The 17,855-nt window shown below is 71.9% G+C and carries 17 protein-coding genes and 1 tRNA gene; 16 read left to right on the forward strand and 2 right to left on the reverse strand.

The window, feature by feature from the left end:
- The first annotated feature begins 90 nt into the window (after nt 1–90).
- Both ACN28C_RS09150 and ACN28C_RS09155 read left to right on the forward strand, forming a co-directional pair.
- Nucleotides 91–807 (forward strand): NADH-quinone oxidoreductase subunit C, encoded by a 717-nt coding sequence (locus tag ACN28C_RS09150; RefSeq protein WP_422773093.1) that lies wholly within the window; start codon nt 91–93, stop codon nt 805–807.
- Nucleotides 807–1,772, forward strand: a complete 966-nt coding sequence (locus ACN28C_RS09155; protein ID WP_422773094.1) for a complex I subunit 1/NuoH family protein — start codon at nt 807–809, stop codon at nt 1,770–1,772. Before ACN28C_RS09150 ends, ACN28C_RS09155 begins: the two co-directional genes overlap by 1 nt.
- Before the next feature lie 305 nt (nt 1,773–2,077).
- On the opposite strand, the gene ACN28C_RS09160 is transcribed toward ACN28C_RS09155, so the two are convergent.
- Entirely contained in the window at nt 2,078–2,650 is a 573-nt protein-coding gene (locus ACN28C_RS09160; RefSeq protein ID WP_422773095.1) for a Uma2 family endonuclease, read from the reverse strand.
- A gap of 99 nt (nt 2,651–2,749) precedes the next feature.
- Here ACN28C_RS09160 and ACN28C_RS09165 point away from each other — a divergent pair, with 99 nt between their 5' ends.
- The 12 genes from ACN28C_RS09165 to ACN28C_RS09220 all read left to right on the forward strand — a co-directional run bounded on the left by ACN28C_RS09165 (nt 2,750) and on the right by ACN28C_RS09220 (nt 14,595).
- A complete protein-coding gene (locus ACN28C_RS09165; protein WP_422773096.1) occupies nt 2,750–3,523 on the forward strand; it encodes a 4Fe-4S binding protein in 774 nt (257 codons plus the stop codon).
- Nucleotides 3,520–4,023: an NADH-quinone oxidoreductase subunit J gene (locus tag ACN28C_RS09170; protein ID WP_422773097.1), complete on the forward strand. Its 504-nt coding sequence runs from the start codon at nt 3,520–3,522 to the stop codon at nt 4,021–4,023. Before ACN28C_RS09165 ends, ACN28C_RS09170 begins: the two co-directional genes overlap by 4 nt.
- Nucleotides 4,020–4,502: an NADH-quinone oxidoreductase subunit NuoK gene (gene nuoK / locus ACN28C_RS09175; protein WP_422773098.1), complete on the forward strand. Its 483-nt coding sequence runs from the start codon at nt 4,020–4,022 to the stop codon at nt 4,500–4,502. Before ACN28C_RS09170 ends, nuoK begins: the two co-directional genes overlap by 4 nt.
- Nucleotides 4,499–6,484, forward strand: a complete 1,986-nt coding sequence (locus ACN28C_RS09180) for an NADH-quinone oxidoreductase subunit L (RefSeq protein WP_422773099.1) — start codon at nt 4,499–4,501, stop codon at nt 6,482–6,484. The genes nuoK and ACN28C_RS09180 overlap by 4 nt, the downstream gene beginning before the upstream one ends.
- A complete protein-coding gene (locus tag ACN28C_RS09185) occupies nt 6,481–8,019 on the forward strand; it encodes a complex I subunit 4 family protein (RefSeq protein ID WP_422773100.1) in 1,539 nt (512 codons plus the stop codon). Before ACN28C_RS09180 ends, ACN28C_RS09185 begins: the two co-directional genes overlap by 4 nt.
- Nucleotides 8,020–8,092: 73 nt before the next feature.
- On the forward strand, nt 8,093–9,685 hold the full coding sequence (locus ACN28C_RS09190) for an NADH-quinone oxidoreductase subunit N (RefSeq protein WP_422773101.1): 1,593 nt from the start codon (nt 8,093–8,095) through the stop codon (nt 9,683–9,685).
- Nucleotides 9,686–9,836: 151 nt separating this feature from the next.
- Entirely contained in the window at nt 9,837–10,718 is an 882-nt protein-coding gene (htpX, locus tag ACN28C_RS09195; protein ID WP_422773102.1) for a zinc metalloprotease HtpX, read from the forward strand.
- Between the two features lie 285 nt (nt 10,719–11,003).
- A complete protein-coding gene (locus ACN28C_RS09200) occupies nt 11,004–12,269 on the forward strand; it encodes an MFS transporter (RefSeq protein ID WP_422773103.1) in 1,266 nt (421 codons plus the stop codon).
- A gap of 122 nt (nt 12,270–12,391) precedes the next feature.
- On the forward strand, nt 12,392–13,516 hold the full coding sequence (locus ACN28C_RS09205) for a helix-turn-helix domain-containing protein (protein ID WP_422773104.1): 1,125 nt from the start codon (nt 12,392–12,394) through the stop codon (nt 13,514–13,516).
- Nucleotides 13,517–13,760: 244 nt separating this feature from the next.
- The gene (locus ACN28C_RS09210) at nt 13,761–13,940 is read left to right on the forward strand and encodes a hypothetical protein (protein ID WP_422773105.1); all 180 of its coding nucleotides are present in this window, start codon (nt 13,761–13,763) and stop codon (nt 13,938–13,940) included.
- A 5-nt stretch (nt 13,941–13,945) separates the two neighbouring features.
- The gene (locus ACN28C_RS09215; RefSeq protein ID WP_422773106.1) at nt 13,946–14,191 is read left to right on the forward strand and encodes a hypothetical protein; all 246 of its coding nucleotides are present in this window, start codon (nt 13,946–13,948) and stop codon (nt 14,189–14,191) included.
- Complete coding sequence (locus ACN28C_RS09220; protein ID WP_422773107.1) at nt 14,188–14,595, forward strand: hypothetical protein; 408 nt, start codon at nt 14,188–14,190, stop codon at nt 14,593–14,595. Before ACN28C_RS09215 ends, ACN28C_RS09220 begins: the two co-directional genes overlap by 4 nt.
- A gap of 337 nt (nt 14,596–14,932) precedes the next feature.
- Here the strand turns inward: ACN28C_RS09220 and ACN28C_RS09225 are convergent, their stop codons facing one another.
- Nucleotides 14,933–15,427 (reverse strand): YajQ family cyclic di-GMP-binding protein, encoded by a 495-nt coding sequence (locus ACN28C_RS09225; RefSeq protein WP_421495354.1) that lies wholly within the window; start codon nt 15,425–15,427, stop codon nt 14,933–14,935.
- Between the two features lie 146 nt (nt 15,428–15,573).
- Here ACN28C_RS09225 and ACN28C_RS09230 point away from each other — a divergent pair.
- Together ACN28C_RS09230 and ACN28C_RS09235 are read left to right on the forward strand one after the other, a co-directional pair.
- A tRNA-Tyr gene (locus ACN28C_RS09230) sits at nt 15,574–15,654 on the forward strand.
- A gap of 1,140 nt (nt 15,655–16,794) precedes the next feature.
- The gene (locus ACN28C_RS09235) at nt 16,795–16,944 is read left to right on the forward strand and encodes a hypothetical protein (RefSeq protein ID WP_422773108.1); all 150 of its coding nucleotides are present in this window, start codon (nt 16,795–16,797) and stop codon (nt 16,942–16,944) included.
- Nucleotides 16,945–17,855 lie beyond the last annotated feature (911 nt).

A 17,855-nucleotide genomic window follows, 5' to 3' on the forward strand; every position in this document is an offset into this window, starting at 1 on the left:
CTTCCCCGGGACGTCGCGGATAAGCCCCGGAGTTGCCGAAACCGGTCCACGACCGCCGGACCGGCCGGAGATGGCCCTAGGATCGCGGACATGACCCCGGAACAGGTCGGTGCCCGGCTACGCACGCTGCTCGCGGAAGCGGAACCCGGATCGGTGGCGGAGACCGGATCGGCGGTCGAGGCCGGATCGAAAGCGGAGGCCGAGACGGTGGTCGAGGCCGGATCGGTGGTCGAGACAGAGGCGGAGGTGACCGTCGGGCAGTCCGGCGGCCAGACGTACGCCCGGGCGACCGTTGACGTGCCGGTCGGCAGGTGGCGGGACGCGGTCCGGGCAGCCCGGGACGACACCGAGCTGGCCTGCGACTTCTTCGACTGGCTCTCCGCCGTTGACGAGCTGACCGACGGCTTCGACGTGGTGGCGCACCTCTGGTCGACGACACACCGGCACGGGCTGCTGCTCCGGACCCGGGTGCCCCGGGACGTCGCGGCCGTCGAATCCGTGGTGGACCTCTTCCCCGGCGCGGCCTGGCACGAGCGCGAGACCCACGAGATGTTCGGCATCGACTTCGCCGGGCATCCGGATCTGGCGCCGCTGCTGCTGCCGCCCGAGTTCGAGGGGCATCCGCTGCGCAAGGAATTCGTGCTCGCCTCCCGGGTGGCGAAGGCATGGCCCGGCGCCAAGGAGCCGGGCGAGTCCGAGGCCGGCACGTCGCGGCGGCAGGCGGTCCGGCCGCCGGGCGTGCCGGCGCCGGGGGAATGGGGGCCGCCGGCCGGAGAGTCCGGAGCGACCGGCGACGGAGGTGCCTGATGCCGCTCTGGCTGGAACTGCTGGTCCGGGTCGTCGGGGTGGTCGCCGCGTTTCTGCTGCTGCCGCTGATCGTCGGCCAGGCCGAGCACAAGGTGATGGCGCACATGCAGGGCCGGCTCGGCCCGATGTACGCGGGCGCCTTCCACGGCTGGGCACAGCTCGTCGCCGACGGCGTCAAGTTCGTGCAGAAGGAGGACGTGACGCCGCGCGAGGCGGACCGGGCGGTGTTCCGGCTCGCCCCGGTGGTGGCGCTGGTGCCATACCTGCTGGCCCTGCTGGTCATTCCGCTCGGCCCGAACGACCTGGTCGGACAGCCGCTGGACATCGGGTTGTTCTTCGTACTCGCGGTGGTCGGCGTCGGCGTGGTCGCGGTGCTGATGTCGGCGTGGGCGTCGGCCAACAAGTACAGCCTGCTCGGCGGGATCCGGGGCGCGGCCCAGTTGCTCGGCTACGAGCTGCCGCTGGTGCTGGCGGCGGCGAGCGTGGCGATGGCGGCCGGCACGCTGAGCCTGCCCGGCATCGTGGAAGCCTGGCAGCCGTGGTGGCTGGCGTGGCAGGCACCGGCGATGGTGGTCTTCTTCGTCGCCGGGCTCGCCGAGATCCGCCGCCCGCCGTTCGACATGCCGATCGCCGACTCGGAGCTGGTCTTCGGCTATCTGACGGAGTACACCGGGCTCCGGTTCGCCTTCTTCCTCCTCGCCGAGTACGTCGGCATCGTGGTGATCGCCGCCCTGACCACCGTGCTCTTCCTCGGCGGCTGGCAGGGGCCGTTCGGCGACGAGTACCTCGGCTGGCTCTGGACGCTGCTCAAGGTCTTCGCCGTCTCGTTCGTGATCATCTGGTTCCGAGTGACCTATCCTCGGCTCCGGGAGGACCAGTTGCAGCGGCTCTGCTGGCTGGTGCTGGTGCCGGTGGCGCTCGGCCAGCTCGTGCTGACCGCCGGGGTCAGGCTGGCGATCGCCTGACCGCCCGGCCGGCACACTCCGGTGTTCCGGCGCGCTGGAGTCGGGCCGTCGTTGCCGCGACGGTCCGACTCCACCGTGCCGGGAGGCGAACGGGGCCGAAAACGGGGCCGAGAGCGGAGGGGACAGGCACCATTCCACCCGCTATCGCGCCTTTGCCGCACCCGCCCTCCGGGCCGGCCCGTCCGACACCCGAACGACACACCTCGCCGATCATCCGAGCCGGCCGGACCGTTGCGCCGAGAGGAACGTCGCCCGGACGAGACGTCGACCGGTGTCGCTCGTCGATCGAGTGATGTCGACCTTTGCTAGAGGTGGCGCGGGGTCAGGCGGCTCACCGCGAGATTGATCGGCCAGGGCTCGCCGGTGTCGACGAACGTCGTCCACCGGCCCGTCTCGACGTAGATCTCCTCGACCGGGTCGAGCCGGTGGGTGTGCACGACCAGCCCGCCCCTGGTCTCGATCCGCCAGTAGTGGGGGATGCCGGCCCTGGCGTAGAGGGCGGGCTTGGTGAAGCGGTCCATGCTCTCCGAGCTCTCCGAGACGATCTCGACGGCGAGCACCACCTCGTGCGGCTCGTACCTCGCGGTCCGCCGGGCCGCCGCCTGCGCGGTGGTGACCAGCACGTCCGGGATGAACGACCGGCGCTGGTTGAGCCGCACCTCGACGGCCTGGGTGACGTCGTACTGCTCGGGGCAGTCCTCGTCCAACGCGGCGGCGAGCCGCCAGGCGATGGTCTGGTGCGCGGCGGTGGGGGAGGGCGACATGATCAGGACTCCGTCGAGAAGTTCGCGGCGGTGGCCGTCGTCGGGCATCGCGTCGAGGTCGTCCGTCGTCCACCCGCCGGCCGGCGGGTACGGATCGTTCAAGGCCGCGGTCATGGCTTCCCTCTCGCGGATGGCGGGCATGCGTCACCCCACGCCACCATACCGCCCATCTGGCCGGGGGTGGTCGCGCCGAAACCGCCGACACGGCAGGATATGGCGCATGAGTGCGCGCAGCGGAGTGCCGGCATGAGCATCCCGGGCGAAGGGTTGGCGAAAGGGCTCGCCGTCACCCTCAAGACCATGACCCGCCGCTCGCACACCCAGCAGTACCCGGACGTCGCCCCGGAGCTGCCGCCGCGCTCCCGGGGCGTGATCGCGCTGCTGGAGGAGAACTGCACGGTCTGCATGCTCTGCGCCCGGGAGTGCCCGGACTGGTGCATCTACATCGACTCCCACAAGGAGGAGGTGGCGATGCCGGGGGCGGCCCGGCCGCGCCAGCGCAACGTCCTGGACCGCTTCGACATCGACTTCTCGCTCTGCATGTACTGCGGCATCTGCATCGAGGTCTGCCCCTTCGACGCGCTCTACTGGTCGCCCGAGTTCGAATACGCCGAGTACGACATCCGGGACCTGCTGCACGACAAGGAGCACCTCGGGGAGTGGATGGCGACCGTGCCGCCGCCGCCCGCGCACGACCCGCGGGGCGAGCCGGCCAAGGAGGAGACCGCCGCCCGCAGGGCCGCCGAGGCGGGCCCGGCCGGGGAGCGGTCGTCCGGCCCGGCGGTACGCACCCGCCGCCCCACCCGTCCCACGACCGCCGAGCGCCCCGCCTCCGCCCCGCCCGCCGCCGAGCGCCCCGCCTCCGCCCCGCCCGCCGCCGAGCGTCCCGCCTCGGCCCCGCCCGCCGCCGAGCGTCCCGTCTCGGCCCCGCCCGCCGAGCCGGACCGGCCCGCTTCCGCGCCGCCGTCCGCGGAGGAGTCGACGTGAGCGGGGCCGACGTGCTGATGCTGGCCCTCGGGGCGGTGGCGGTCGGCTCCGGCGTGCTGGTGGTCTCCACCCGGCACCTCGTCCGGGCCGGCCTCTACCTGGTGGTCTGCCTCGGCGCGGTCGCCGGGCTCTATCTGGTGCTCACCGCCGAGCTGGTGGCCTGGGTGCAGTTGCTGATCTACGTCGGCGCGGTCGTCGTGCTGCTGCTCTTCGCGGTGATGCTGACCCGGGCACCGATCGGCGCCGCCGACGACCTCGACCGGCCCGGCTGGCCGGCCGCGCTGATCGGCGGCGGGACCGGCCTGGGGCTGGCCGCGCTGCTCGTCGACGCGTACCGCTGGTCCAGGGTGGAGCTGCCGGTGCCCGGCACCGCCGAGCGGATCGGCACGGAGATCTTCCGCTCCTGGGTGCTTCCCTTCGAGGTGCTCTCGGTGCTGCTCCTCTCCGCCCTGGTCGGGGCGATCGCGGTGAGCGTACGGCTCCCGGGGCGGCGGCAGTGAGGCCCGCCATCCCGTACGTCGTCGCCGCCCTCCTCTTCGGCCTGGGCGTCTACGGCGTGCTGCGCCGCCGCAACGCGGTGCTGGTGCTGATGGCCGTCGAGCTGATGCTGAACGCGGTCAACCTGCTGCTGGTCACCGCCGACGCCGCCCCGCTGCACGCCGCGCTCGGCCAGCCGCCCCCGGTCGCCGGCAGCGCCGACGGGCTACCGCTCACCGGACAGGTCTTCACCCTCTTCGTCATCGTGATCGCCGCTGCCGAGGTGGGAGTGGGGCTGGCAATCGTGCTCCAGCTCTACCGGCTGCGCGGCACCGTCACCGTCGACGACGTACGCCTCGACTCGCACGTGCCGGACGCCGGACCGGTGGCGATCCTGGCGGCACCGGCTCGCATCGGGTCGGCTGCACCGGGACCGGTGACGCGGGCAGCGACGGCACCGGAGACACCACCGGCACCTGACGCACCGGGAGCGCCCCGATGACCGGCACTGTCACGCTCGGCGCGCTGCTGCCGGCCGTACCGTTCGGGTTGGCCCTGGTCGGGCTGCTGCTGCCGCAGCGGTCCCGGACCGGTGCGGCGCTGCTCGGCATCGGTGGCGCGGCGGTGGCGCTGGCGGCGGCGGTCGGGCTGGTCGTCGCCCTCGACGGCCGGAGCACCGAGGCCGCAGCCGAGTGGGTCGACGTCGGCGGGCTCCCGGTCACCCTCACCCTCCGGCTGGACCCGGCCGCCGCGCTGGTCGCGGTCGCGGTGGCGGCGGTGGCGCTGGCCGTGCAGGTCTACTCGGTCGGCTACCTGCACGACGACGACCGGTACGCCCCCTACGCCGCCCAGATCAGCCTCTTCACCGCCGCGATGCTACTGGTGGTGGTGGCCGGTGACCTGATCATGCTGCTGGTCGGCTGGGAGGTGATGGGCATCTGCTCCTACCTCCTCATCGGCCACGACCGGCGGCTGCCGGAGGCGCCGGCCGCCGCCGTGAAGGCGTTCCTGGTGACCCGGGTCGGCGACGTCGGCTTCCTGCTCGGCATCGTGATCCTCGGCGTCGGGGCCGGCAGTTTCCGGATATCCGACGTGCTCGCCCACGACTTCACCCCCGGTACGCTCACCGCCGCCTGCCTGCTGCTGCTCGCCGGGGTGGCCGGAAAGAGCGCCCAGTTCCCGCTGCACACCTGGCTGCCGGACGCGATGGCCGGCCCGACCCCGATCTCGGCGCTGATCCACGCCGCGACGATGGTGGCGGCCGGGATCTACGCGGTGACCAGGCTCTTCCCGCTCTTCGCACGGGCGCCGGCCGCGCTCGCCGTGCTCGGCGTGATGTCGGCGGTGACCCTGCTGCTCGGCGCGCTCGCCGCCACCGCACAGGACGACATCAAGCGGGTACTGGCCTGGTCGACGGTCTCGCAGCTCGGTTACATGGCGGGGGCGCTGGCGGTCGGCTCGCCACCGGCAGCCCTCTTCCACCTGCTCAGCCACGCCGCCTTCAAGGCACTGCTCTTCCTCGCCGCCGGTGCGGTGATCCACGCGGTCGGCAGCAACCTGATGTCCGCGATGGGCGGGCTGCGCCGGCCGATGCCGGTGACCTTCTGGTGCACCGCGATCGGGCTCGCCGCGCTGGCCGGGGTGCCGCCGCTGGCCGGGTTCTGGAGCAAGGACGGCATCCTGGTCGTCGCCGAGCGGGCCGCCCGGCACCACGCCGGCCCGGCCGCCGCCTGGGTCGGCTGGCTGGTCTGGCTCGCCGGCCTGGCCGGGGTCGGGCTGACCGCCTGGTACGCCACCCGGCTGCTGCTGCGCACCTTCCTCGGCACCGCCCGCGCCCAGCCGCATCCGGTGGACACCCCGGTCGACACCCCGGCCGCCCCCGCCAGCCCGGCGAGCCCGGACTCGTCACCCGCCGAGCGGGGCACGTCCGCGATCGACGCGCCGGCCGGTGCGCCCGCGCACACCCCGGCCGGGGCCCCGCACGACCCACCCGGCCTGCTGCGCTGGCCGATCCTGCTGCTCGCGGTGCCGAGCGCGGCGCTCGGCCTCGCGCTCCTCGCCGCACCGTTCCGCGCCGCGCTGGCGCTGGACGAGACACACCTGGACAGCTTCGTGGTGATCCCGGTCGCGCTGCTGCTGGCCGGGGCCGGGCTCGCCTGGTGGCGCTGGCGCGCCGACCCGGCCGCCGACCCGGCGACCGCGCTGGGTCCGCTCCGCCCGGCCTTCGCCCGCGCCTTCTGGCTCGACGATCTCCAGCACGCCATCGTCGTACGCCCGGTGCGGGCGCTCGGCCGGCTCGCCCGGCGGGCCGACGAGACGGTGGTGGACGGGGCGGTCGAGGGGACCGGCCGGGGCACCGGTGGGCTCGGCGGCGGGCTGGAGCTGCTGCACCGGGCCGGGGTGCCCCGGGCGGTGGTGGCGGTGCTCGGCGGCGCCCTGCTGCTCGGTCTCGCCGCCGCCCTGGCCCTCGGGGGTACGACGTGACCCTCGGCGGGGCGGGTCTGGTCGCCACCCTGGCGTTGCCGGCGCTCGGCGCGGTGGTGCTGGCCCTGCTGCCGGGCCGCCTCGACCGGGCCGCCCGGATCACCGGCACGGCGTTCGCGGCAGCCACCCTGGCGCTGGCCGCCCTGCTGACGGTCGACGCCACCGACACCTGGGCCGTCTACCAGCCGGACCCGGCCGGCACCTCCGGGACCGGCCCGCCCGGGATCTGGCCGTGGCACGAGGTCGACCTGCCCTGGGTGCCCGGTCTCGACCTGCGGTTCCAGCTCGGCGTCGACGGGGTCTCCTACCCGCTCGTGGTGCTGACCGCGCTGCTGACGCTGCTCTGCTGCGCGTACACCTGGTGGCGGGTGCCGGCGCCGGGCCGGGGTCGTACCCTGGTGGCCCTGCTGCTGGTGGTCGAGGTCGGCATCCTCGGCACCTTCCTCGCCCTCGACCTGGTGCTCTTCTTCCTCTTCTTCGAGGTCGTCCTCCTGCCGATGTACGCGATCATCGCGGTCTGGGGCGGCGAGGAGCGGCGGCACGCGGCCCGGAAGTTCGCCCTCTACACCCTCTTCGGCTCGGTGCTGTTGCTGGTCGGGGTCTTCACGGTGGTCACCGCCGCCGGCACCGCCGACCTGACCGAGCTGACCGGCGGCACCGAGCTGTCCCGGGGCACCCAGCTCGCCGCCTTCACGCTGCTGGCGATCGCGTTCGCGGTGAAGAGCCCGCTCTGGCCGTTGCACACCTGGCTGCCGGACGCGCACACCCAGGCGCCGACGGTCGGCAGCGTGATCCTGGCCGGGGTGCTGCTCAAGATGGGCACCTACGGGCTGATCCGGGTGGCGGTCGGGGTGGCGCCGGAGGGGGCCCGGTGGGCCGCCCCGGTGCTCGGAGTGCTGGCGGTGGCGGCGATCATCGTCGGCTCGCTGGTCTGCCTGGCGCAGAGCGAGCTGAAACGGCTGATCGCCTACTCCAGCGTCGGGCACATGGGGTTCGTGCTGCTCGGCATCGCCACGCTCACCGCCACCGGCATCCAGGCGGCGCTGATCGGCAACATCGCGCACGGCGTCATCACCGGCCTGCTCTTCTTCCTCGCCGGGGCGGTCAAGGACCGGGCGCACACCGGGGCCCTGGCCGAGCTGGGCGGGCTGCGGGAGAGCACCCCGCGCCTCGCCGGCCTGCTCGGCTTCGCCGCGATCGCCTCGCTCGGACTCCCCGGCCTCGCCGGCTTCTGGGGCGAGTCGTTCGCCATCGTCGCCGCCTGGCGGGTCGGCGGCCCGCTCTGGATCAGCCTGGCGGTGCTCGCCGCGCTCGGCGGGGCGCTGACCGCCGCGTACCTGCTGCGGCTGCTGCGCCGGGTCACGCACGGTCCGGCGAGCCCACGGGTGCTGACCCTGACCCCGGGACTGGCCGGGGCCGAGCTGCTCGCCTGGGGCCCGCTGGTGCTGCTCGCCCTCGCGCTCGGGCTCGCCCCGGCCCTGGTGCTCGACTACGCCGAGGTGCCGGTCGGGGCACTCCTGGAGGCGATCCGATGAATCCGGGCACCGTCGGCTCCGCGCCTTCCGGCTGCTTCTCCGTGGACGGGTCTTCCGTGGACGGGCGGGCGTCGTGATCCAGAGTGTGGACAACGTGGCGCTGCTGCCGGCGTACCTGGCGGCCGGCACCGCCGTACTCGTGCTCCTGGCCGACCTGCTGGTCGCCCGGCGCGGCGCCACGGTCGCCGTCTTCGCCGCCGGCGCCGCCGCCACCGCCCTCGGCGCGGTGCTGGTCGGCGCCGCCGGCCCTCGGTCGACCTTCTGCGCCGGCAACGACTGCTCCTATCTCGCCAACGGCCGGGCGGCGCTGGTCGGCTGCCTCTTCGCGCTGCTCACCCTCGGGGTGCTGGGGCTCTCCGCGCCGCTGCTGCGCTCCGGGCAGGTGCCGCCGGGGGAATACTGCTTCCTGCTCGCCTGCTCGATGACCGGCGGCGTCGTACTCGGCGCGGCCGGCGACCTGATCACCCTGGTCGTCGCGCTGGAGACGCTTACCCTGCCGCTCTACGTGCTGGTCGGGCTCAGGCAGCGCAGCGTGGCCGGCGCCGAGGCGGCGTTGACCTTCTTCGTGGTCAGCGTGGTCGCCACCGCGATCACCCTGCTCGGCGCGGCGCTGCTCTACGCGGTCACCGGGGCGGTGCACCTGAGCCGGCTCGACGCGGTCTTCACCGCCGAGGCGGCCCGGCCGGTCCCGGTCGGTGAGGGCTTCCCGGCCGGCCCGGCGCTGCTGAACCTGCCGCTGACCGTGGTCGCGGTCGCCCTGGTCGTGCTCGGGCTGGCCTTCAAGGTGGCGGCGGTGCCGTTCCACGCCTGGGCGCCGGCCACCTACGACGGGGCGCCGGTGCCGGTGGCGGCGTACCTCTCGACCGCCTCCAAGCTCGGCGGCGTGATCGCGCTGCTCGTGGTCACCGCGACCGCGCTGCCGGCCCAGGTCACCGGCCCGCTGCTGGCCACGGTGGCGGTGCTGACGATGACCGTCGGCAACCTGGTGGCGCTCCGGCAGCGCCGGATGGTGCGGCTGCTGGCCTGGTCGTCGGTGGCCCAGGCCGGCTACATCGTCGCCCCGCTCGGCGCGCTGGCGCTCTCGTCCGGGCGGGGCGCCGAGGCGCTGGCGACGGCGGTCGCCGCCGCGGTGGCGTACACGGTCTTCTTCGTGGTGCTGGAGCTGGCCGCCTTCGGATCGGTGGTGGCGCTGCGCCCGGGGGCGGCCGACGGCGGCGAGATCGCCGACTACCGGGGCGCGGCCCGACGCCGGCCCTGGGTCGGTGCGGCGTTCGTGCTGGCGCTGATCGGGCTGGCCGGGCTGCCACCCGGGCTGGCCGGGCTCTTCGCCAAGGTCACCGTCGTGCGGTCGCTGCTGGCCGGTGGCGCCGGCTGGCTCGCCGTGGTGGTGGCACTGAACGCGGTGGTCGGACTCGCCTACTATGTCCGGGTCGCCGCCACCCTCTACGCCCCGGAGCCGGCCGCCGACCGGGCCGGTGACGCCGCCGCCGCTCCCGTCGCCCCGACCGAGCCGGGCGCCCCGGCCGCCCCCGCCACGGCCCCGGTGCCGGAACCCGGGCCGGTCCGGCCCGCCTGGGCGGTTGTGGCCGCGCTGGCCCTCGCCACCGCCGTCGCGATCGTCGCCGGCTTCGCCCCACAACTCATCCTGGACGTCGCCGCCCTGTGAGGTCGGCCGCTCCAGCGCCCAATTGAGGCTTACCGCACCTGGTTGAGGGGCTTTCCCAGGCAACTCACAGTCATATCCGGATTGTTGACGGGGTACCCCGGTGTTGTACCGGTCAACGGGCCCACCCACCCGTCGCACCGAAGGAGTCAACGTGCACAGCCATTACAACGGGCTCAAAACAGCCGCGCTTCTTGGCCTGCTCACCGCTTTGATCATCGGCGTCGGCTACTGGCTCGGCGGCAGCGGCGGTCTGGTGATCGCCGTCTTGCTCTCGCTGGTCATGAACGCCGTCAGTTACTTCTGGTCCGACAAGCTCGCGTTGCGCGCGATGCGGGCGAAACCGGTCAGCGAGGCCGAGTTCCCCGCGCTCTACCAGATGGTCCGGGAGCTGGCGACCGAGGCCGGGCAGCCGATGCCCCGGCTCTACGTCAGCCCCACCATGCAGCCCAACGCGTTCGCCACCGGTCGTAACCCGAAGAACGCGGCGGTCGCGGTCACCCAGGGCATCACCCAGATCCTGGACTACCGGGAGCTGCGGGGCGTCATCGGTCACGAGCTGTCCCACGTCTACAACCGGGACATCCTGATCTCCAGCGTGGCGGCCGGCCTCGCCGGCATCATCACCATGCTGGCCTACTTCGCCTGGTTCATCCCGCTTGGCGGCGGGGACGACGAGGACTCGCCGAACCCGCTGGTCCTGCTGCTGACGATCGTGCTCGGCCCGATCGCGGCCTCGCTGATCCAGCTCGCGATCAGCCGTAACCGCGAGTTCCAGGCGGACGCCTCGGGTGCCGCGCTGACCCGGGACCCGCTGGCACTGGCCAGCGCGCTCCGGAAGATCCACGCCGGCACGCAGCGGCTCCCGCTGCCGGCCGACAACCGGCTGACCAGCACCGCCCACCTGATGATCGACAACCCGTTCAAGGGCGGCGGCATGGCGAACCTCTTCTCCACCCACCCCAACATGGCGGAGCGGGTACGCCGCCTGGAGCAGATGGCCACCCGCAACGTCGGCCCCGTCCAGTACAGGTGAGTGCAAGGAAGGGCGTGCAAGGAAGGGCCCCCGCTTATCGCTTTCTGTTGTAGAAGGGCCCCCTCCTAACACCTCTGACCGAGAACCTGCGCCCACGGCAATGACGCCGAGCGGGCGCAGGTTCTCTGCTGTGTGGGGTGTGCTCGTGCTCGTCCAGCGGCGGGACGGGACGTGACCGGGAGCGCACGGTGGGAATCCGGTACTGCGGCAGGCCGGACGCAGGTTAGGGTCGGTTGGCTGTTCACCCGTTACACACCACCACCGACCCGTGAGGGAGTTCCGACCGTGACCGCGCTGCGCCAGTACCTGGGAGTGTGGCGGATCCCGGGTGCGCCGATGCTGTTCGTCGCCGGCCTGGTCGGCCGGCTCGGCATCGGCATGACCCCGCTGGCGCTGCTGCTCGTCGTCGAGCAGGTCACCGGCCGGTATTCGCTGGCCGCCGTGGCCGGCGGCGTCTACGCACTCTCCGGTGCCGCGCTCAGCCCGGTCGCCGGCCGGATCGCCGACCGGATCGGGCCGAGCCCGGTGCTGCTGGTCACCGCCGTCGCCCACCCGGTGGCGCTGGTCGGCCTGCTGCTCGCCAGCCGCGTCGGCTCCCACGCGCTGGCGTTGATCCTCACCGCCTCGGCGGTGGCCGGCGCGACGTTCCCACCGCTGACCGCCGCCATCCGGGGCGCCTGGAACGACCTCACCGACCCCGCCTCCGGCCGGTACGCCCTGCGCAACACCGCGCTCGCCGCCGAGACCACCCTCTTCGAGGTCGTCTTCGTGGTCGGCCCGCTGCTGGTCGCGGCCTTCGTCCTGCTCGCCGACGCCGGGGCCGCCCTGCTCGGCGCCGCCGTGGTGACCCTGGTCGGCACCGCGGTCGTGGCGCTCGGCCCGGTGATGCGCGGCTGGCGGCCACATCCCAGGGAGAACCACGCCAAGGGCCTCGGCCCGCTGCGGGTGCAGGGCTTCCCCGCCCTGCTCTTCTGCGTCGCCGGGCTCGGCATCGCGTTCGGCGCCGCCGGGGTGGCCGTGCCGGCGTACGCCTCCGCACACGATCCGGTCAACGCGGAGAGCGTGGCCGGCGTCCTGCTCGCCATGTGGGGCACGGGCAGCGCGCTCGGCGGCCTCTGGTTCGGCACCCGCAAGCCGGCCCGGAACGCCGCCCGCCAGTTCGCGCAGTTCCTCGGCCTGCTCGCGGCGACCTTCGCCGTCTTCGCGGTGATGCCCGGCCCGATCGCGCTCGGCATCGCCCTGGTGCTCGGCGGCGCGACCATCGCCCCCGCGCTGACCGTGGAGAACACCATGGTCGGCCGGATCTCCCCGGTGAGCATGCTGAACGAGTCGTACACCTGGGTGGTCACCGTGGCCGTCGCGGCGAGCGCGGCCGGCGGCGCGGTGGCCGGGGTGTTGGCCGACCAGGTCGGCGTACCGTGGGCGTTCGTCTTCGCCGGCGCGGCGGTCGCGGCCGCCGCCGTGGTCGCGGCCCTGCCGACCGGCTCGATCGCCCGCGCCGAGGCAAATGCCGAGGTACGCCTGGAGCAGGCCCTCGCCCCCGAGGGATAACGGCGGCCGTACGGCGACGAACACTCGCCGGGATGTTGCGTGTACTGTCCGAAGTGGTAAAGAGGTGCCTGCCGGATTGGCAGCCGGCGGAGCGCAGCCCACTTCGCTAGCCGGGAGCACGCATGCCGCGACCCGTGGCCGTCGACCCGAGATTCGGTGTCGAACTGAGACGCCTGCGCGGGCAGCGTGGCCTGTCGCTGCGCCAGTTGGCGGACGCCACGTGCTACTCGCACACCTACCTGTGGGAGCTGGAGAGCGGCCGGAAGCAGCCGGGTGGAGTCGACGTCGCCGAGCGCCTCGACGCCGCCCTGGACAGCGGCGGCACCCTGACGGCGCTGGTCACCGACACCGCGTTGGACCCGGACACCGCCGGGCGCCTCGACTGGATGGCCGCCCGGCCGCGCACCATCGACGCCCCGGCGGTCGACGCCCTGCACGCCATCCTCGACCAGCAGCGCCGGCTCGACGACGCGATCGGCGCTGTCCCACTCATCGATCCGACCATGTGCCACCTCGACATCGTCCGGGCAGCCCTCGGTCAGGTCCGGGGCGAGCTGCGTGACGACGTACTCGACCTGGCCGCGCAGTGGGCACAGTTCGCCGCCTGGCTGCACCTGGCAGCCGGGTCGCTGGAGCCGGCCGGTCGACTGCTCGACCAGGCGTGCGGGTGGGCGATCGAGACCGACGACTACGAGATGCTGACGACCCTGCTCAGCTATCAGGGACACCGAGCCTGGCTGTCGGGCGACGTCGGGGCGCTGGTCGGGCTCACCCGAGCCGCGCTGCGGGACCGCCGCGCCTACGTCGGGCAGCGCGCGTACGACCACTACCAGCTCGCGCGGGGTCTTGCGCTGGCAGGCGAGGACCGGGCCGCCGACGAGGTGCTGCGGATCGGTGCCGACCTGGCGGAGGAGGCGGTCGAGGACCGTGGCCCGGTTCCCGCCTGGCACTACTACCGCACCGCTGCCTTCTTCCGGCTGGAACGCGGCCTGGCGCTCCAGGTCGGTGGTCGGCATGACGAGGCGGTCGAACACCTGAGGGATGGGCTGGACGACCTGGATTCGGGTTCTCGCCGGGCGGAGTGGGTCGGCGACTATCTCGTACACCTGGGACTGGCACACGAGGCGACCGGAGACCGCGACCATGCCGGTGCTGCCGTGATCGAGGCGGCGAGCATCGCCGAGGCCACCCATTCGGTACGGCTGGCCCGCCGGGCAACGGAGCTGGAACGCCGGCTCGGCCTCTGAGAGTCACCGTCAGCAAACACGTCTGCTGACGGCCGCCTCCTGTCGCCCACGCCCTTGTCCGGACGACGCTGTACCCCGGGACGTGTTGATCGGCTCGCCGGAACTCTGGTCGGGGAGCCGCAGCCACGTCCGGTCGGTCGACGCCTGGTCCTGCGAGGGCGGGCTCGGCCGGCACCGGTGGGAGTAGAGAGTGGCGCTCCGCGATCGGTGATCCGGGGCGCCGCGACCGGGAGGAGGGGTGAGGATGGACAGCTCCCCGGACCAGCAGGTGACGGACCAGCGGATCTTCGATGCGCACGCGGATGGCGGGCGGTGCGCGGAGTGCGCGCCCAGGGGCGGATGCATCGTGCTGCTCGCCGCAGTCCGCCGACGGGTCGAGCGGGAGGAGACCGGCGTCCGACCCGGGCTGGAACGGCTGTGGTAGTTCGGATGGTGCGGCGCTGGCTGGCAGTGGAGTGGCCGGTTCCGGTCGAGTGCGCCTTCGCGCGACTCGTCCTCGGCAGTCACGCGCTGCGGGAGTGCGGCAGGTGCGGCCCGGACGGCTGCCCGCTCTGGTCGTGGGCGGTCGAGGTCCACCGGCGGGAGCACGCCGTCAGGGTGCTGTTGGGCGGGACGCTGCCGGCGGCGGTGACGGCCGGAGACGTGCGGGCGGCGTTGGAGCGTCGGAGACCATGAGCGCGCTGCCACGCGTCGGGGATCTGGTTCGGGTCGACGGCCGGGCTTCGGTCCAGTTCGCTGGCGACCGGGCACTGCTGCTGCGCATACTGCGCGTGGACCGGCGGCCGACGTACTACGGCTGGTGCTGGCTGACCGGCTACGTCCTGAATCGGAACGGCGAGGCGACGGAACGGCGTGAGGTCTACGTGCAGGTCGCCGGGCTGCGCCGGGTGGCGGACCTGCGGAAGCGGGCGGCTACGCGCGGCGCGCGTGATCAGGCGTTCGTCGCCAGAGCGTCCGGTTATCCACGGATCGGCTGCCTGCCCTGGCGTCGCGGCAACGATCCAGGGCAGGCAGCCGTCCGCACACCGTGCGGAAGGTGCCGCCTGCCCTGGATGCCGTGGCGCCGACGGAGAGAGTAGGGACGCGATCATGGCCAGCAATCCCCGCGACATCGAAGTCGTGGAGCTGAATGCGGAGGAAGAGCACGACCGCATCCGCTCCGAGCGCACCCGCCTGCTCGGGATGGATCTCGATGAGTTCGCCCGACGGTGGTACGCGGGGGAGTACCGCGACGATGCCGACCCGAGGGGGCACGCAGGTAGCCATGCTGCTGCCCGATGCCAGGTGGTGCGGCCCCGGCCGTCTCGTAAGAGGATGGCCGGGACCGCGTCGGGTCTGCCGGAAGTCGGCGGAGCCAGCACGCCGGAGGGTTGGGAACCTCGCGTGGTGGGGCGGTCCGTTCGGGAACGGCCAGTCTCAGCGGTAGTTGGTGAACTGGAGCGCGACGCCGAAGTCCTCACCCTTGAGCAGGGAGATCACGCTCTGCAGGTCGTCCTTCTTCTTGCCGGTCACCCGGAGCTGGTCGCCCTGGATCTGCGCCTGTACGCCCTTCGGCCCCTCGTCGCGGATCTTCTTGCTGATCGCCTTGGCCTTGTCGGAGTCGATGCCCTGGATGACCTTGCAGTCGACCTTGTACGCCTTGCCGGACTGGCGCGGCTCGCCGGCATCCAGCGACTTGAGCGAGATGTTCCGCTTGACCAGCTTCTCCTTGAAGACGTCCAGGGCCGCCCTGACCCGCTCCTCCGTCTCGGCCTGGAGGCTGATCCCCTCCTCGCCCGACCAGGAGATCTCGGCACCGGTGCCCCGGAAGTCGAAGCGGGTGGAGAGCTCCTTCTCCGTCTGTCGGAGGGCGTTGTCGATCTCCTGCCGGTCGACCTTGCTGACGATGTCGAACGACGGGTTGGCTGCCATGATTTCGCTCCTGCTGTATGCGACTGTAGGTGTGCCGGGCCGCACCCGGCGGTGGTACGACATGCCGACGGTACCCGGTTGCACGATCCCCCAACGTAGCCGCTATCCTTGCTTCCGCTGCCGCGCCACGCGTGGCGGCACGCCCTGGCGGGTTGCCCGAGCGGCCAATGGGAGCGGACTGTAAATCCGTCGCGAAAGCTACAGAGGTTCGAATCCTCTACCCGCCACACGGTGCGAAATCAGCCCCTGACCTGGGACAACCGGGTGAGGGGCTGATCTTGTTCGGTCCCGCCCCGTCCAGCCGAGTCCAGCCCTCCACAGCAAGTTGTGGGCAGATGGTGGGCAGGTCGATCTTGGTTCCTCTGGACCTCGCTCGGGTGGCTCGGCGCTGTCTGGGCCCGTCTTGGTGCCGGTGTCCGCCGTCCGGCTGAGGGCTGCGCCGGTTCGGGGCCGCAGCGAGAGATACGGCGGCCGTAGGGGCGCACGGTGCCCAGTGGGTGCGGCGGGACGGATGACGGTGCGGACGTAGACCGGTGGCAAGCCAGTCCCGGGGTTGGACTGGCGCGGCAGCCGGAAGCCAAGAGTTCGACGGCGGCCAGCCACGCCGGCTTCCGTACCGCCGTGCTCGGCGTCCTGGCCGTGGTCGACGAGCTGGCCCGCGTGCACCTTCGCACTGGCCTTCGCCCGGGAGCGGCGTCCGTCGGGTGTCGGTGGCCTCCGCCCCGGCCGCGTAGCGAGCCGGGGCGGCTTGCCACCGGACGGCCTACCGCTCCCGCCCGCCGCGCGGAGCGCGGCGGCTTGATCTAACAGAGAACGTTTCGGCAGCGCGTGACGTGTAGGGGTGTGACGTGTAGGGCTGGTTTGTGGACATAAGCGTCTTAGGGGAGATCCATCTCAGCGTGTCGTAGCCGAAGCGACACCCTCCGTTCGGTCGGAGCCTTCCGCCAAACAGGTACTACGGAAGCCTCTAACAAGCTAATACGAAGTGCTGTTTCTCACACAGAAAGACAAGGACGGCTTGCGCCAGTCGCTTGACGCGCGGGGAAAGGGCGTCGGCCCGTCATCGACGGCTCATCCGCAAGAGTCCAAGGATGCGGATATAAACCCTTAAGTCGCCCTCACGGACAGCGCCGAGTCTGGGGACTCAGCTCTCGGCTTTGCGGTCGTGGCGAGCGGTGCGGCCGAGCGCCGGTGTACCCCCGGGTCATGACGCCGTCTTCGCTGCTAAGGTCTACAAGTAAGACCGATATTTGATAGCTGAACAGCACCAAGATCCAACGTCCTGCGCGGGCGTACGGACGACCGGTAGCAGCCGGTCCAAGATCCACAAGGCCTTCTCAACACCACCGTCAGAAGGGTGTCTCACTATGGACGAGGCATATCAGGATGATCAGGCCAAGGGGTGCCCCAGTTGCCGCCTCCACTCATTGATCATCCGCTACATCATCATCGGGGTCGATGCCATGTCGACCGTGGTGGTCGCGATCGAGCTCGCATCTAAGCTCTTCGCTGGCTGACAACAAGCGATCCATAGGCCACTAGCTCAGGGGGCGCCACGCTGTGGTGCCCCCTGAAGAGGTTGATGGCACCCGGTAGCAGCCGGATGCCATCGTCCAGTCGGCCTTCTCAACGCCAACCGGGTGTTCCTAAGGCGAGGCTAAGCCTCAGGTGCAAGTCTAGACGAAGGCACGCCATGTTACCACCCAATCTGCCCGAACCGTAGCCACTGCGCCCCTGTGGGCGGCCGGTTGTAGGTGCATACGTCCGCGGCCCTAGAATTGGGCCGTGATGCCCTTTTTGGCGCATTCTGTCCTCTTTGCCTCAACGGTCGAGGTGCGGTCCTTGCTACTGATGCAACACCCACCTTGTCGCTACTGGGGGTTAGCCATACTACCGAGCGGTATGGCGACAACACTGATAGCGACGTGCTCAAAGTGTCGATAAGGTTTCGAGTGCTCTTCAAACCCCTACAGGAGCACGGAAGGCTCGCCTGTGCCGACGACCTGGCATCTCTATCGTGACGAGGATGGGCGCCCTGTTTTCCGTCGAGAGCTTGACGGTCTGGGGCAAAAGGCACAGGTCGTGATCCGATCGTTGATTCGCCGACAGACTGAGCTCAGTCAATTCATCGATGACACTACCGTCCAGGACTGCCCCCTGGACCACATCGCGCTGGGCGGCGGTCTGCAACTCATGCGGACGCGCGTCGATGGACAGGTGCACGGCCTCATCTGGGGCTACCAGGGGCGGCGCCGCCTGTTGAACGCCGATCAGGTTGCCATAGCGCTGGTCCCGTACGTCTCGGCCGATCGCACGCCCCCTGACCAGGCCATACGGGTGGCCAGAGTCAGGATGCGATCATGGAGCAGACTATGGCGGCTTGGTCAAGTGTAGGCAAAGTTGTCAGGGCGAAACCCTTCCATCGCAC

The organism is Plantactinospora sp. WMMC1484, from assembly GCF_049315195.1.
In the GTDB taxonomy this organism is placed as follows: Bacteria; Actinomycetota; Actinomycetes; order Mycobacteriales; family Micromonosporaceae; genus Plantactinospora.

Bases quoted from the DNA above. Each gene is read 5' to 3' on its own strand.
- ACN28C_RS09215 (WP_422773106.1), top strand. From the start codon at position 13,946: ATGGTGCGGCGCTGGCTGGCAGTGGAGTGGCCGGTTCCGGTCGAGTGC.
- ACN28C_RS09205 (WP_422773104.1), top strand. From the start codon at position 12,392: ATGCCGCGACCCGTGGCCGTCGACCCGAGATTCGGTGTCGAACTGAGA.
- ACN28C_RS09165 (WP_422773096.1), top strand. From the start codon at position 2,750: ATGGCGCATGAGTGCGCGCAGCGGAGTGCCGGCATGAGCATCCCGGGC.
- ACN28C_RS09150 (WP_422773093.1), top strand. From the start codon at position 91: ATGACCCCGGAACAGGTCGGTGCCCGGCTACGCACGCTGCTCGCGGAA.
- ACN28C_RS09225 (WP_421495354.1), bottom strand. From the start codon at position 15,427: ATGGCAGCCAACCCGTCGTTCGACATCGTCAGCAAGGTCGACCGGCAG.
- ACN28C_RS09180 (WP_422773099.1), top strand. From the start codon at position 4,499: ATGACCGGCACTGTCACGCTCGGCGCGCTGCTGCCGGCCGTACCGTTC.
- ACN28C_RS09210 (WP_422773105.1), top strand. From the start codon at position 13,761: ATGGACAGCTCCCCGGACCAGCAGGTGACGGACCAGCGGATCTTCGAT.
- ACN28C_RS09160 (WP_422773095.1), bottom strand. From the start codon at position 2,650: ATGACCGCGGCCTTGAACGATCCGTACCCGCCGGCCGGCGGGTGGACG.
- ACN28C_RS09155 (WP_422773094.1), top strand. From the start codon at position 807: ATGCCGCTCTGGCTGGAACTGCTGGTCCGGGTCGTCGGGGTGGTCGCC.
- ACN28C_RS09235 (WP_422773108.1), top strand. From the start codon at position 16,795: ATGGACGAGGCATATCAGGATGATCAGGCCAAGGGGTGCCCCAGTTGC.
- ACN28C_RS09220 (WP_422773107.1), top strand. From the start codon at position 14,188: ATGAGCGCGCTGCCACGCGTCGGGGATCTGGTTCGGGTCGACGGCCGG.